The 14,308-nt window shown below is 58.9% G+C and carries 16 protein-coding genes and 1 other RNA gene; 6 read left to right on the top strand and 11 right to left on the bottom strand.

Annotation, left to right across the window (positions count from 1 at the left end; translation table 11 throughout):
- Position 1: 1 nt before the first annotated feature.
- From mraZ to rsmI, 3 genes are all read right to left on the bottom strand, one after another.
- Positions 2–457: a division/cell wall cluster transcriptional repressor MraZ gene (mraZ, locus tag BMY68_RS10130; RefSeq protein ID WP_003205355.1), complete on the bottom strand. Its 456-nt coding sequence runs from the start codon at positions 455–457 to the stop codon at positions 2–4.
- A gap of 308 nt (positions 458–765) precedes the next feature.
- Positions 766–1,119: RNase P RNA component class A (rnpB, locus tag BMY68_RS10125), an RNA gene on the bottom strand.
- Positions 1,120–1,192: 73 nt separating this feature from the next.
- Positions 1,193–2,047 (bottom strand): 16S rRNA (cytidine(1402)-2'-O)-methyltransferase, encoded by an 855-nt coding sequence (gene rsmI, locus BMY68_RS10120; RefSeq protein WP_175510587.1) that lies wholly within the window; start codon positions 2,045–2,047, stop codon positions 1,193–1,195.
- Between the two features lie 237 nt (positions 2,048–2,284).
- Here rsmI and BMY68_RS10115 point away from each other — a divergent pair, with 237 nt between their 5' ends.
- The 4 genes from BMY68_RS10115 (at position 2,285) to BMY68_RS10100 (ending at position 5,743) form a co-directional block, all read left to right on the top strand.
- The gene (locus BMY68_RS10115; RefSeq protein WP_085532344.1) at positions 2,285–4,096 is read left to right on the top strand and encodes a penicillin-binding protein activator; all 1,812 of its coding nucleotides are present in this window, start codon (positions 2,285–2,287) and stop codon (positions 4,094–4,096) included.
- Positions 4,096–4,467: a YraN family protein gene (locus BMY68_RS10110; protein ID WP_007928464.1), complete on the top strand. Its 372-nt coding sequence runs from the start codon at positions 4,096–4,098 to the stop codon at positions 4,465–4,467. The genes BMY68_RS10115 and BMY68_RS10110 overlap by 1 nt, the downstream gene beginning before the upstream one ends.
- 107 nt (positions 4,468–4,574) lie before the next feature.
- Positions 4,575–5,168 (top strand): phosphoheptose isomerase, encoded by a 594-nt coding sequence (locus BMY68_RS10105; RefSeq protein ID WP_007928463.1) that lies wholly within the window; start codon positions 4,575–4,577, stop codon positions 5,166–5,168.
- Complete coding sequence (locus BMY68_RS10100; RefSeq protein WP_007928462.1) at positions 5,165–5,743, top strand: BON domain-containing protein; 579 nt, start codon at positions 5,165–5,167, stop codon at positions 5,741–5,743. The genes BMY68_RS10105 and BMY68_RS10100 overlap by 4 nt, the downstream gene beginning before the upstream one ends.
- Before the next feature lie 55 nt (positions 5,744–5,798).
- On the opposite strand, the gene BMY68_RS10095 is transcribed toward BMY68_RS10100, so the two are convergent.
- The 7 genes from BMY68_RS10095 to rplM form a co-directional block, all read right to left on the bottom strand.
- Entirely contained in the window at positions 5,799–6,215 is a 417-nt protein-coding gene (locus BMY68_RS10095) for a ClpXP protease specificity-enhancing factor (RefSeq protein WP_062824693.1), read from the bottom strand.
- Positions 6,216–6,231: 16 nt separating this feature from the next.
- On the bottom strand, positions 6,232–6,849 hold the full coding sequence (locus BMY68_RS10090) for a glutathione S-transferase N-terminal domain-containing protein (RefSeq protein WP_007928460.1): 618 nt from the start codon (positions 6,847–6,849) through the stop codon (positions 6,232–6,234).
- A 151-nt stretch (positions 6,850–7,000) separates the two neighbouring features.
- Complete coding sequence (locus BMY68_RS10085) at positions 7,001–7,783, bottom strand: cytochrome c1 (RefSeq protein ID WP_007928459.1); 783 nt, start codon at positions 7,781–7,783, stop codon at positions 7,001–7,003.
- Positions 7,783–8,994: a cytochrome b gene (locus BMY68_RS10080; protein WP_007928456.1), complete on the bottom strand. Its 1,212-nt coding sequence runs from the start codon at positions 8,992–8,994 to the stop codon at positions 7,783–7,785. Before BMY68_RS10080 ends, BMY68_RS10085 begins: the two co-directional genes overlap by 1 nt.
- A complete protein-coding gene (gene petA, locus BMY68_RS10075) occupies positions 8,994–9,587 on the bottom strand; it encodes a ubiquinol-cytochrome c reductase iron-sulfur subunit (protein ID WP_009045522.1) in 594 nt (197 codons plus the stop codon). Before petA ends, BMY68_RS10080 begins: the two co-directional genes overlap by 1 nt.
- 256 nt (positions 9,588–9,843) lie before the next feature.
- Positions 9,844–10,236 (bottom strand): 30S ribosomal protein S9, encoded by a 393-nt coding sequence (rpsI, locus tag BMY68_RS10070; RefSeq protein WP_003228056.1) that lies wholly within the window; start codon positions 10,234–10,236, stop codon positions 9,844–9,846.
- 14 nt (positions 10,237–10,250) lie between these two features.
- On the bottom strand, positions 10,251–10,679 hold the full coding sequence (gene rplM / locus BMY68_RS10065) for a 50S ribosomal protein L13 (protein ID WP_007928449.1): 429 nt from the start codon (positions 10,677–10,679) through the stop codon (positions 10,251–10,253).
- A 246-nt stretch (positions 10,680–10,925) separates the two neighbouring features.
- Here rplM and BMY68_RS10060 point away from each other — a divergent pair, with 246 nt between their 5' ends.
- Positions 10,926–11,963: an NADP(H)-dependent aldo-keto reductase gene (locus tag BMY68_RS10060; RefSeq protein WP_085532346.1), complete on the top strand. Its 1,038-nt coding sequence runs from the start codon at positions 10,926–10,928 to the stop codon at positions 11,961–11,963.
- 63 nt (positions 11,964–12,026) lie between these two features.
- Here BMY68_RS10060 and BMY68_RS10055 read toward each other — a convergent pair whose 3' ends face one another.
- Positions 12,027–13,181, bottom strand: a complete 1,155-nt coding sequence (locus BMY68_RS10055; RefSeq protein WP_175510588.1) for an acyl-CoA dehydrogenase family protein — start codon at positions 13,179–13,181, stop codon at positions 12,027–12,029.
- Positions 13,182–13,407: 226 nt separating this feature from the next.
- Between BMY68_RS10055 and BMY68_RS10050 the strand changes: the two genes are divergently transcribed.
- A complete protein-coding gene (locus BMY68_RS10050) occupies positions 13,408–14,307 on the top strand; it encodes a GlxA family transcriptional regulator (RefSeq protein ID WP_172963002.1) in 900 nt (299 codons plus the stop codon).
- The last annotated feature ends 1 nt before the right edge of the window (position 14,308 follow it).

Below are 14,308 nucleotides of genomic sequence, written 5' to 3'. Positions count from 1 at the left end.
GTCACAGGATCAAATCACGCAGTTCATCAGGCATGGCGCCCGGTTGTTGAATAGCCGCCAGGTCCGCTGCGGAAACAGCATTCCAGGCATCCTCGTCCCACAGTTGGAACTTGTTCAGTTGGCCTACCAACATTGCGCGCTTATCCAACTTGGCATATTCGCGCAGACGCGGCGGAACCAGAAAACGACCACTGCCATCGAGTTCGAGGTCGACGGCATTACCAATCAGCAAACGCTGCAAGCGACGGTTTTCTTCACGTAGCGAAGGCAGCGCGCGCAGCTTGGTTTCAATAATTTCCCACTCATCGAGGGGGTAGACACACAAACACGGATCAACGGCATCAATAGTGACGATAAGTTGCCCGGAACTACGCGAAACGAGCTCGTCACGGTACCGGCTCGGCATGGCGAGACGGCCCTTTGCGTCGAGACTGATAGCGTTAGCTCCGCGAAACACGTCAGCGTTTCTCCAAATTTTAGCGTTTTACGTCCAAAAAACCCACTTCATGCCACTTTCCGCCACTTGCGCACACTATAGGAATGCGCCCACCACACCGTCAAGGCACGGAGCGACGGAAAAGCCTTATAGAACGGAGATTTAGGAGACTAAAAGGAGGGGTAACGGGAATTTGGCGAAGGATTTGGCGCAATAACTTCAATCAGCTCAAGAGGCTGTATCGCGAAGTTAAAGTAATTTGTTAAGAGTAAGATCTTTTCGGTATTACAAAAGCGCTTCTGCTATTGATTCAAGCAGGGAGGGAAAAGGTGGAGAGTCGATCTGTAAGCCGGGTTCTGTCGAGGACAGTCATTCCTCTACGATGGCCATCACTGGACATCTTTAGCAACCTACCCGGTTCCAGCGCGGGCCACGCCTTGGAACCCTATTTGGTCTTGCTCCGAGTGGGGTTTACCTAGCCACGAACTGTTGCCAGACGTGCGGTGCGCTCTTACCGCACCTTTTCACCCTTACCGGCACCGAAGTGCTTAGGCGGTTATTTTCTGTGGCACTTTCCGTAGGCTCGCGCCTCCCAGGCATTACCTGGCACTCCGCCCTATGGAGCCCGGACTTTCCTCCCCCCTCTAATTTTCATAGAGGGCAGCGACTGTCCAATCGACTCTCCGCCGCGCAGGTTAACGGCAGAGCGGCGGAAGAACAAGTGATAAAAGCCTTTTGCCATTCCGCCGATCGCGTTTACTCGCCTTTCTGTTTATCCAGCGCCACTTGATAGAGCACATTCTTGCGCACGCCGGTAATTTCCGCCGCCAATGCCGCGGCACGCTTGAGCGGCATCTCTTTGAGCAGCAGGTCGAGAACCCGCATCGCCTCACTGCTCACAGCCTCGTCGCTCTCCGGTGCTGACCATCCCGCTACCAGCACCACGCATTCGCCGCGCTGCTGATTGCTGTCTGCCTCGACGAAAGCCCGCAACTCCGAAAGCGGCAGCCCCTTGAGGGTTTCAAAGGTCTTGGTCAGCTCCCGGGCCAGCAATGCCGGACGCTCGCCACCGAACACCGACTCCATATCCTGCAAGCACTCGAGAATACGGTGTGGCGCCTCATAGAAAATCAGCGTGCGCGGCTCTTCCTTTAATAGCTCAAGACGCCCGCGCCGCCCTACCGCCTTGGCCGGCAAAAAGCCCTCGAAGATAAAACGATCGGAAGGCAACCCCGCCGCCGACAAGGCCGCAATCAGAGCGCAAGCCCCAGGAACAGGAACGACATTGATACCCGCCGCACGCGCCTGACGCACCAGGTGGTAACCCGGATCGGAGATCAACGGCGTGCCCGCGTCGGAAATCAGCGCAACGCTGTCTCCCGCCAACAGACGGGTCAGAAAACGGCTGCCTTCATCCCGTTCGTTATGTTCATGACAGGCGGCCAGCGGTGTGGAAATCCCGAAGTGCTGCATCAAGCGTTGCGAGTGGCGCGTGTCTTCGGCGGCGATCAGCGCCACTTCACGCAAGATCTTCAAGGCCCGGGCACTGATGTCGTCCAGGTTGCCGATGGGCGTCGCCACCACATAAAGCGAGCCAGCAGCGGAATTCAAAGGACCTGGAGCAGTCAAAGCGCACACCTCTTGATCGGTAAAAGCGCCATTGTAGCGCGTAGAAGCCTTCGGAATGCGTGTCGCAGGCACCTCACGCCTGCGACAGCGCCAGCCGCTCTAAAGCACTGCAACATTTGCTCGACCTAAAATAGACGGTTTATTGCCAGTAACATCGCGCCCCGGCCAGTGCTTGGGTACAATTCCACGCTAATTTGATCGAGTATCAGGAACACTTACATGATCGCTTGCCTGCGGCTGTTCTCTGCCTTATGCCTTGCTACCCTCCTGGCAGCTTGCGCCAGCTCGCCCTCCTCCAGCCTTGGCGAACTTCCACGGACCCCGGATGCCAGCATCGAGCAACTGCTCGAACAGGCCGCCAACAGCAAAACACCCGACAAGGCAGCCCTGCTGCGCTTGAGCGCTGCCGACCTGGCTTATCGCCAGGGCAACGCCGGCCAGGCCGCGCAAATCCTGCAACAAGTGCCGATGGAGCAACTCAAGCCCGGCCAGCAGGTTTTCGCCAGCACCCTGGCCGCCGAACTGGCCATGACTCGCAACCAGCCAAAGGCCGCCCTGACGGCCCTGAGCCACCCGAGCCTGCAACGCCTGAGCGAACTGCCGGAAGAGCAGCAGATCCGCACCGGCACTGTCCACGCTCACGCACTAGAGGCTGACGGCCAGGCCCTCGCCGCGGCACGGGAGCGCATTTTCATTGCGCCACTGCTCAAGGACGACGCCGCGAGCAAGAACCACGAAGCCATCTGGGCATTGATTGCCAGCCTGCCGACCGATCAACTGCAAGCCGTCAGCAACGATGACCTGGGCGGTTGGATGAGCCTGGCGCTGGCCGTGAAGACCGCCGGCACCCTGGAACAACAGCAGGCCGCCATCGACAACTGGCGCGCACAGAACCCCAAGCATCCAGCTGCCATTCAGCTGCCGCTGCCGCTGACCAAACTCAAGGAGCTGGCCAGCCAGCCGCTGTCCAAGATCGCCCTGCTGTTGCCGCAGGACGGCCCGCTGGCCGCGGTCTCCAAGGCCCTGCGCGATGGCTTCATGGCCGCGCACTATCAGGCCCAGCAAGCCGGCCAGAAACCACCCAGCATCGAGTTCTATGACAGCTCGCGCCTGACTTCGCTGGATGACTTCTATCGCAAGGCCCAGGCAGATGGCGTGCAACTGGTCGTCGGCCCGCTGGAAAAACCGCTGGTCAAACAGCTCGCCGCGCGCCCGCAACTGCCTATCACCACCCTGGCGCTGAACTACAGCGAAGGCGAACAAGGCCCCGCACAACTGTTCCAGTTCGGCCTGGCCGCCGAAGACGAAGCTCGCGAAGTCTCCCGCCGCGCCCGCGCCGACGGCCTGCACCGCGCTGCGGTCCTGGTGCCTCGCGGCGAATGGGGTGACCGTGTACTCAAGGCTTTCCGTCAGGACTGGGAAAGCAACGGCGGTAGCGTGGTCGGTATCGAACGCGTCGATCAGCCGGTAGCCCTGGCCCAGCAGATTGCCGACCTGTTCCAACTGCGCCAGAGCGAAGCCCGCGCCAAGAGCCTGCAGAATGCCGCCGGCACTCAAGTGGCCGCACAACCTTCGCGTCGCCAGGACATCGAGTTCATTTTCCTCGCGTCCACTCCGCAACAGGCACAACAGATCAAGCCGACCCTGAACTTTCAGTACGCCGGCGATGTACCTGTCTATGCCACCTCCCATGTTTTCAGCGCCAGCGGCGACCAGAACCAGTACAACGACATGAACGGCATACGCTTCTGCGAAACGCCTTGGCTGCTGGATGCCAATGACCCGCTGCGCCGGCAAGTCGCCGCGCAATGGCCACAAGCTGGTGGCAGCCTGGGTCGACTGTATGCGATGGGCGCCGACGCCTACCGCCTGGCACCACGCCTAGGGCAACTCAAGGCCCTGCCGGACAGCCGCATCGAAGGCCTGTCGGGCAGCCTGACCATGAGCCCGAGCCAGCGTGTTCAACGCCAGCTGCCATGGGCCGAGTTCGTCAGCGGCCAGATCACTCGCCTGCCTGACACCCAGCGCTAATGCCACAACGATCACGCCAGCAAAGCGGTCAGGATGCCGAAGCCCAAGCGCTCCGGCATCTTGAACAACAAGGGCTGCGCCTGTTGGCGCAGAACTGGTTGTGCAAACGCGGCGAGCTTGATCTGGTCATGCTTGACGGCGATACAGTAGTATTCGTCGAAGTCCGCTACAGACAACACACGCAATGGGGTGGCGCACTGGGCAGTATCGACGCACGCAAGCGTCAGAAACTGATACTCGCCGCACAGTTTTTCCTGCAGCGCGAGTCGCGCTGGTCCAACCACCCTTGCCGTTTCGACGTGGTCGCCATAGACAGCGCCCCAGGCACGACCACTCATTTGAACTGGCTACGGAATGCCTTTGAAAGCTGATCGACGCTCTCGGGCCGAGCCGGACATTTTCACTCAACATTTTTGCTCTTTGCTTTGCGGGCAGCACATTCATGTGCCAGAAAGCCGCGCCACTTAAGGTCACACAGATGGACATGCAATCCCGAATTCGCCAGCTTTTTCAGGCCAGTATCGACACCAAGCAGCAGGCGATGGACGTACTTGCACCGCACATCGAGCAAGCCAGCCAGGTCATGGTCAACGCCCTGCTCAACGAAGGGAAAATGCTTTCCTGTGGCAACGGCGGCTCGGCCGGCGATGCCCAGCACTTCTCTTCCGAGCTGCTCAACCGTTTCGAGCGCGAGCGCCCGAGCCTGCCAGCCATTGCGCTGACCACCGACAGCTCGACGATCACCTCGATCGCCAACGACTACAGTTACAACGAAGTCTTTTCCAAGCAGATTCGCGCCCTGGGCCAGCCCGGCGATGTCCTGCTGGCGATCTCCACCAGCGGCAACTCGGCGAACATTATTCAAGCGATCCAGGCCGCACATGATCGAGAAATGATTGTCGTAGCATTGACCGGTCGCGATGGCGGCGGCATGGCATCCCTGTTATTGCCGGAAGATGTCGAGATTCGCGTACCGGCCAATGTCACTGCACGTATCCAGGAAGTCCACCTGCTGGCGATCCACTGCCTCTGCGACCTGATCGACAGCCAACTGTTCGGGAGTGAAGAATGACCCCTAATCGCCTTGGCCTACTGGCCCTGACCCTAGCCTTGAGCATCAGCGGTTGCAGCTCGGTGATTACCGCCACCCGCGAAAGCCCGATCGAAGATGACCGTGGCACCCGCACCTTCGGCAGCAAGATCGATGACTCACTGATCCAGACCAAAGTCGAAGTGAACGTCGCCAAGGCCAGTCCGGACCTGGACCACAATTCGCACATCGTGGTGACCAGTTTCAACGGTATCGTCCTGCTGGCCGGCCAGACCCCGCGTGCCGACCTCAAGACACTCGCCGAGCAGGCCGCCAGCGCCGTGCAGCGGGTGAAGAAGGTCCATAACGAACTGCAGGTTCTGCCGCCCTCTTCTCTGCTGGCCCGGCAGAACGATGCCTGGCTGACCACCAAGATCAAGACCCAGATGCTGACCGATGCCAGCATTCCAGGCTCGCGCATCAAGGTTGTGACGGAAAACGGCATCGTCTACCTGCTGGGCCTGCTGACCCAACAGGAAGCCACCCAGGCGACCAATCTGGTACAGGGCGTTTCCGGCGTGCAGAAAATCGTCAAACTGTTCGAATACATCGACTGATGTGAACGAAAGGCACAGGCACAAAAAAGGCGATCCGGATGGATCGCCTTTTTTATTACTTCACGACCTTCAGACTGGGTCGACCACTTGGACGCGGCGGCTCGCTATCCGGTGGTGGAATATCATCATCTGGCTCGATTTCATCGTCCTCATCATCCACGGGCGACTCCAGATCGAACACCATGCCCTGACCATTCTCCCGGGCGTAAATGCCCAGGATCGCCGGCACAGGGACGTACAAGCTATGCGGGACGCCACCAAAGCGCCCCTCGAAAGTCACCACCTCGTTATCCATATGCAAATGGCGCACGGCACTCGGCGAAATATTCAGGACGATCTGTCCGTCACTGGCGAAACCCTGAGGCACCTGCACCGCCGGATATTCGGAATTGACCAGCATATGCGGGGTGCAATCGTTGTCCACAATCCACTCGTAGAGCGCGCGGACCAGATAAGGTCGACTGGAGTTCATAGCGGCTCCTTAAGCCTTAGCGCATGTCGCGTTCGACGCCAGACAGACTTGCCTGGAACGTCTCACGGGCGAACTGGCGCTCCATGTAATCAAGCAACGGCTTGGCTTGCCGTGGCAATTCAATACCCAGGATCGGTAGCCTCCAGAGTATTGGTAATAGGCAGCAATCCACCAGACTTTGTTCCTCACTGAGGAAAAACGGCTTCTCCGCGAACAGCGGCGAAACGCCGGTCAGGCTCTCGCGCAGCTCTTTGCGAGCCTGAGCCCGAGCGGCTTCCTTGGTCCGGGAATCCAGGATCAGATCCACCAGCCCACACCAGTCACGCTGGATCCGATGGATCAGCAGACGGCTGTTGGCACGCGCCACAGGGTAAACCGGCAGTAGTGGCGGGTGCGGGTAACGCTCATCCAGATATTCCATCACCACGGTCGACTCCCACAACGCCAGGTCACGATCGACCAGGGTGGGCAGACTGCCGTAAGGGTTCACTTCGATCAGCTTCGGCGGCTGACGCCCCGCCTCCACACTGATGATCTCGGCGCTGACACCCTTCTCTGCGAGCACGATACGTACCCGGTGGGAATAGTGGTCGGCGGGGTCGGAGTAACAGGCCAACCGATTGGTCACGCCCATGGCGGTCCTCCTCGCTTGTTGAAATTATCGGAAGCAGAAAAACGAGCGCGCCCAGAGGGCGCCTCCCGTAACGCCTGGATGATCCAGACTCGTTACACCTTCAGAGACGCCCTTGGGCGCGCACGATTAACAGCAATGAATTACAGCTTTATCAATGAACGTCTTTCCAGTATTCGCGCTTGAGCAGATAGGCGAATACGAAGAAGAAGGCCAGATACAGTAACACATAGGTGCCGATACGTTGATGCTCCAGCTTGACCGGGTTGGCCGAGTAGGCCAGGAAGGTCACCAGGTTCTTGACCTTCTCGTCGAACTGCTCTTCGTTGAGCGTGCCGGTTTTTGGCAGCACGGTCAGCTGGTCGCAAGCTTCATGGGTCAAAGCGGTACCGGTCAGCGGATCGTATTGCTTCTTGCCGTCTTCGACGATCTGCACCTGTTTGCAGCCAACAACCTGGCGACCCTGCAGGCCGACCAGGACGTTAGGCATACCTACGTTCGGGAAGACCTTGTTGTTCACGCCCCATGGACGCGCAGGGTCTTCGTAGAAGGAGCGCAGGTAGCCATAGAGCCAGTCGGTACCACGCACACGAGCCACCAGGGTCAGGTCGGGCGGAGCCGCGCCGAACCAGGTCTTGGCATCAGCCGGCTGCATGCCGATGCTCATGTGATCGCCGATTTTCGCACCGGTGAACACCAGCTTGCTCATCATCAGATCGTGAGGAATCCCCAGATCGTCGGCAACGCGCTCATAGCGTTGGAACTTGGCGCTGTGACAGCCCATGCAGTAGTTGGCGAATGTCCGTGCGCCATCCTGCATGGCGGCCTTGTCGGAGACGTCGATGTCGACTTTTTCCAGCTCGGGACCACCGTGTTCGGCCGCAAAGGACAGTACAGGCATAGCAGCAAGAATCAGTACAGCAAATAGCTTTTTCATCAGCCAGTCACCCTTTCCGGAACCGGTTTGGTCTTCTCGAGCCTGGTGTAGAACGGCATCAGAATGAAGTAGGCGAAGTACAGGAAGGTACATACCTGCGACAGCAGCGTACGACCCGGCGTCGGCGCCAGAACGCCGAGGATCCCCAGGATCACGAACGAGATGCAGAACACCACCAGCCAGATCTTGCTCAGCCAGCCCTTGTAGCGCATGGATTTGACCGGACTGCGGTCAAGCCATGGCAGCACGAACAGCACGGCGATCGCCGCGCCCATCGCAATGACACCCAAGAGCTTGTCCGGAACCGCGCGCAGAATCGCGTAGAACGGGGTGAAGTACCAAACCGGGGCAATATGCTCAGGCGTCTTGAACGGGTTGGCCTGTTCGAAGTTCGGCTTCTCGAGGAAATAACCACCCATTTCCGGGAAGAAGAACACGATCGAGCAGAAGATGAACAGGAACACCACCACGCCGACGATGTCTTTCACGGTGTAGTACGGGTGGAAAGCGATGCCATCCAGCGGTACGCCGTTTTCGTCTTTGTGCTTCTTGATGTCCACACCATCCGGGTTGTTCGAACCGACTTCGTGCAGCGCCAGGATGTGCAGCACCACCAGACCGAGAATCACGATTGGCAGGGCCACTACGTGCAAGGCGAAGAAGCGGTTCAGGGTAATACCGGAAATCAGGTAGTCACCACGAATCCACTGGGTCAGGTCGTTACCGATGACCGGGATCGCACCAAACAACGAGATGATCACCTGGGCGCCCCAATAGGACATTTGCCCCCAAGGCAGCAGGTAGCCCATGAAGGCTTCGGCCATCAGCGCCAGGTAGATCAGCATGCCGAACAGCCACACCAGCTCACGCGGCTTCTGGTACGAACCGTAGAGCAGACCACGGAACATGTGCAGATAGACCACAATGAAGAACGCCGAGGCGCCAGTGGAGTGCAGCAGACGCAGGATCGAGCCGTACTCGACGTCGCGCATGATGTATTCGACGGAAGCGAAAGCCTCTTCCGCCGACGGGGTGTAGCTCATGGTCAGCCAGACACCGGTGACGATCTGGTTAACCAGAACCAACAGAGCCAGGGAACCAAAGAAGTAGAAGAAGTTGAAGTTCTTCGGGGCGTAATACTTGCTGAGATGGTCTTCCCACATTTTGGTCGCGGGGAAGCGCGCATCAACCCAATCCATGAACTTGCTCATCACGCTTTCTCCGTATCGACGCCGATGACAATAAGGTCGTCCGACTCATAGGAATGCGGGGGTACTGGCAGGTTCAAAGGCGCGGGTTGCGACTTGTAGACGCGGCCAGCCAGATCGTAGTGGGAACCGTGGCAAGGGCAGAAATAGCCACCTACCCAATCCTTGCCCAGATCCGCAGGCGCCACTTCAGGGCGGAAAGTCGGTGAGCAACCCAGGTGGGTGCAGATACCGATCAGCAGCAGAATCTCTGGCTTGATCGAACGCACTTGCGGGTCGACGTAGGTTGGTTGGACAGAGTTCTTGGAGTCGGGGTCGGAAAGTTGACCCTCGATCTTTTTGAGATTCCCCAGGATTTCCTGTGTGCGGCGGACGATGAATACCGGCTGACCACGCCACTCAGCAATCATCTGCTGACCTGGGTCGATCTTGCTGATATTCACTTTCACCGGTGCCCCTGCGGCTTTCGCCTTGGCACTGGGAAACCATGACCCCACGAACGGGACCGCAGCCCCCACCGCTCCTGCAGCACCCACCACGGATGTGGCTGCTACAAGGAAGCGACGCCGGCCTGCATTCACGCCGTCATTGCTCATTCAGTCCTCTCCCATCAGCTTTGTGGCCTGTTAAATCAGGCATCTACTAAGTAAAAATCTGAACTTATAAAAATTTTGCCGAATGGTAATGAAAAGCCCCTACTCTGACAAGGTAATTACCAACTTAGCCCTGCCCCAAGCCCTGTAGTATAGGGGCTCTGCAGATGTGGCAAGTTGTCACAGCGCAAAATAATCGCCCATAAAAAAACGCCCAGCTCCGCAAGGAGACTGGGCGTTTTTTGAACGCGAAAGCGAATTAACGCTTCGAGTACTGCGGACGCTTACGCGCTTTACGCAGACCAACTTTCTTACGTTCAACTTCACGTGCGTCACGGGTTACGAAACCGGCTTTACGCAGAGCGCTGCGCAGAGTTTCGTCGTAATCCATCAGAGCGCGAGTGATGCCGTGGCGGATTGCGCCAGCTTGGCCACTCACACCACCGCCGATAACGGTGACGTAGATGTCGAACTTCTCGACGGTCTCGGTCAGTTCCAGCGGCTGACGAACTACCATGCGGGCAGTTTCGCGGCCGAAGAAGTTATCCAGGGAGCGGTTGTTGATGGAGATGTTGCCAGTGCCCGGACGCAGGAAAACGCGTGCGGTTGCAGTCTTGCGACGGCCAGTGCCGTAATTTTGAGTCGCCGACATAATGAACTATTCCGTTAAATCTTCAGTTCTTGGGGCTGCTGAGCAGTATGAGGGTGTGCAGCGCCCGCATAGACTTTCAGCTTACGGTACATGTCGCGACCCAGCGGGTTCTTAGGCAGCATGCCTTTTACCGCGGTCTCGATCACGCGCTCAGGGGCCTTGGCGATCAGCTTTTCAAAGTTGATCGACTTGATGCCGCCCGGGAAACCGGAGTGGGAGTAGTACATTTTGTCAGTGGTTTTAGCGCCAGTAACACGTACTTGCTCAGCGTTGATCACGACGATGTAGTCACCGGTGTCGACGTGAGGGGTGTACTCAGGCTTGTGCTTGCCACGCAGACGGCTCGCGATTTCGGTGGCCAGACGACCCAGGGTCTGACCAGCAGCGTCGACGACAAACCAGTCGCGCTTAACTGTTTCCGGTTTAGCAGTAAAAGTTTTCATTCTTTATAGCCTCAGGGGCCGCCCTGTAAATTAGACGGCGGATCTTACTGAATAGTGCGTACTTTGACAAGTCAAAGGCAGCCGGATACAGACGCTATCGGGGGCTCGGGTCAGCGCGTCCGTTATACGGCAAGATTCTTCGGCAGGCGGCGCATCACTTCCACTGCAGAAAGAGCTGCGGAATTATGCAGATTGCGAAAAAAAATTCAACCTGCTTTTATGATTGTTTTGCCGAAGGAGCACCCGATGGACTATCGCCAGCTAGGCCGGACCGACCTGAACGTGAGTGCAATCTGCCTGGGAACCATGACCTGGGGCGAGCAAAACAGCGAGTCCGAGGCCTTCGCCCAGATCGAACGGGCCAAGGCTGCAGGGATCAATTTCATCGACACCGCCGAGATGTACCCGGTGCCGCCAAAGGCCGAAACCTACGCCACCACCGAGCGCTACATCGGTAACTGGTTCAAGGCTCGCGGCGATCGCGCCGACTGGATCCTCGCCAGCAAGATCGCCGGCCCCGGCAACACCATCGACTACATCCGCGACAACCAGCTCAAACACAACCACAAGCACATAGTCCAAGCCGTGGACGCCAGCCTCAAGCGCCTGCAGACCGACTGGATCGACCTCTACCAGTTGCATTGGCCAGAGCGCAGCACCAACTTCTTCGGCCAACTGGGCTACAAGCACAAGGAAGAAGACTTCACCCCGCTGGAGGAAACCCTCGAAGCCCTGGACGAGCAGGTCAAGGCCGGCAAGATCCGCCACATTGGCCTGTCCAACGAAACGCCCTGGGGCACCATGAAGTTCCTGGCCCTCGCCGAGAGCCGCGGCTGGCCACGGGCGGTATCGATCCAGAACCCCTACAACCTGCTCAACCGCAGCTTTGAAGTGGGCCTGGCGGAAATCGCCATTCGCGAACAATGTGGATTGCTGGCCTATTCGCCACTGGCGTTCGGCTTCCTCTCCGGCAAATACGAAGGCGGCGCCCGCCCGGCCAAAGGCCGCCTGAGCCTGTACAGCCGCTTCAGCCGCTACTTCAACCCGCAATCGGAAGCGGCCTGCAGCCGCTATGTCGCCCTGGCCCGCGAGCACGGCCTGGACCCGGCGCAAATGGCTCTGGCATTCGTCACCCAGCAACCGTTCGTCACTAGCAACATTATTGGTGCGACCACCCTCGAACAACTGGACAGCAATATCGCCAGCCTTGAGCTGAAGCTGTCGAATGAGGTGCTGGCCGGCATCGAGGCAATCCACAAGGACCACCCGAACCCGGCGCCGTAACCTGCCCTCCCGCATAGAAGCGAGCTGGCCCGCCAAGCTCGCCTCTACGCGGGAGACAACGCGCTACAGGGAACGCGCGATGATTTCCTTCATGATCTCGTTGGTCCCGGCATAGATCCGCTGCACCCGCGCATCCGCCCAGGCCCGGGCCACCGGGTACTCCCACATGAAGCCGTAACCGCCGTGCAACTGCACGCATTCGTCGAGCACCTTGCATTGCAGGTCCGTGCCCCAGTACTTGGCCATGGCGGCGGTCGGTACATCGAGCTTGCCTTGCAGGTGCAATTCCAGGCAGCGGTCGACGAAGACCCGGCCGATCTGGATCTCGGTGGCCATTTCCGCCAGTTTGAAGCGGGTGTTCTGGAAGTCGGCGATCGATTTGCCGAAAGCCTTGCGCTCGCGGGTGTACTCCAGGGTCCACTGCAATGCCGCCTCGGCTGACGCCAGACCGCCTACCGCCACCGTCAAACGCTCCTGCGGCAGCTCCTGCATCAGATAGGCAAAGCCCATTCCGGCCTGCCCCAGCAGGTTTTCCTTGGGTACGCGGACGTCCTGGAAGAACAGTTCGGAAGTGTCCTGGGCCTTCATGCCGACCTTTTCCAGGCGTTTGCCCTTGGAAAAACCGGGCGTATCCGCCTCCACCAGGAACAGGCTGGTGCCCTTGGCGCCGGCCTTCGGATCGGTCTTGGCCACGACAATCACCAGATCGGCCAGATAGCCGTTGGTGATAAAGGTCTTGGAGCCGTTGATCACATAGTCATCACCGTCCAGCACTGCAGTGGTCTTGACCCCCTGCAGGTCGGAGCCGGCGCCCGGCTCGGTCATGGCGATGGCCGTGACCATCTCGCCGGACACCAGTTTCGGCAGGTACTTGTGCTTAAGCTCCTCGCTGCCGTAATGCAGGATGTAAGGCGCGACGATATCGGAATGCAGGGAGAAGCCGATACCAGTCAGACCAAGGCGCCCCACCTCCTCGATCACTACCGCGCTATAGAGAAAGTCAGCCCCCAGTCCGCCGTACTCCTCGGGGAGATGGGAGCAGAGCATTCCCGCCTCACCGGCCTTGTTCCACAAGGCGCGGTCGATGTAGCCCTGCTTTTCCCATTGCCCATGGAACGGCACGGCCTCCTTTTCCAGGAAGGTACGTACGCTGTCACGAAAGAGCTCGTGCTCGGAGCTGAACAAGGTTCTGGGGATCATGGGGCCACCTGTCGTTATTGTTAGCCGGGATTGGCCCACAGAGCCTAAGCCCACGCGTACGACACAGGACACTGGACACATCCGACAAAAAATAAGACGATCCAGCCGTCTGGTGACCACTTTCCCCTATAAGAACAATTGAATTATGTCTAACCAAACCTCCACGCCCTTGCGGCGCGTCAGCATCCTGGCCATCGACCGGGTTTTCGCCTCCACCCTCATGCAAGCCAAGGATTTCTTCCATCTGGCCAGCCTGCGCTACGGCAAGCAGCTGGGCCAGGGCCTGACCCCGGCCTTCGAAACCCGCCTGGTCAGCCCCGATGGCAAACCGGTATGCAGTTTCAGCAACGTGATCATGCCGGTGGACGGCGGCCTGGAAGATACCGACGTGATCATCCTCCCGGCGTTCTGGGACGATTTCGAAACCCTCTGCCAACGTTATCCACAGATCCTGCCCTGGCTGCGCCAGCAACACGCCCGCGGCGCCGTGCTCTGCGGCGAGGCCACCGGGGTGTTCTGGCTGGCCGAAGCCGGGTTGCTCGACGGCAAGGAAGCCACCACTTACTGGCGTTTCTTCAATGCCTTCAGCGAGCGCTTCCCCAAGGTCCAACTCAATCAGGACAAGCACCTGACCGACGCCGACAACCTGTATTGCGCCGGCGGCACCACTTCGGCCTGTGACCTGTACATCTATCTGATCGAGCGTTTCTGCGGCGCCAACGTGGCCCAGGCCGTGGCCCGCGACATCCTTTATGAAGTGCAGCGCAGCTATTCCCCGGGGCGTATCGGCTTTGGCGGCCAGAAGCTGCACCAGGACGTGATCATCCTGCAGATCCAGCACTGGCTCGAAGAGCACTTCGCCGACAAGTTCCGCTTCGAGGACGTAGCCCGCGAACATGGCATGAGCATTCGCAATTTCATGCGCCGCTTCCAGACCGCCACCGGCGACAAACCCCTGCATTACCTGCAGCGCCTACGCATCGAAACCGCCAAGGGCCTGCTCTCGGGGACGCGCAAGAGCATCAAGACCATCAGCTACGAGGTCGGCTATGACGATGCGAGCTTCTTCGCCCGCCTGTTCCGCCAGCACACCGAGCTGTCGCCGAACCAGTACCGGCAGCAGTTTCACCAACAAGCCGCGTAAA

This window comes from Pseudomonas sp. NFACC41-3 (assembly GCF_900109505.1).
Classification (GTDB): domain Bacteria; phylum Pseudomonadota; class Gammaproteobacteria; order Pseudomonadales; family Pseudomonadaceae; genus Aquipseudomonas; species Aquipseudomonas chlororaphis.
This window is presented reverse-complemented; position numbering and strand designations above follow the sequence as displayed.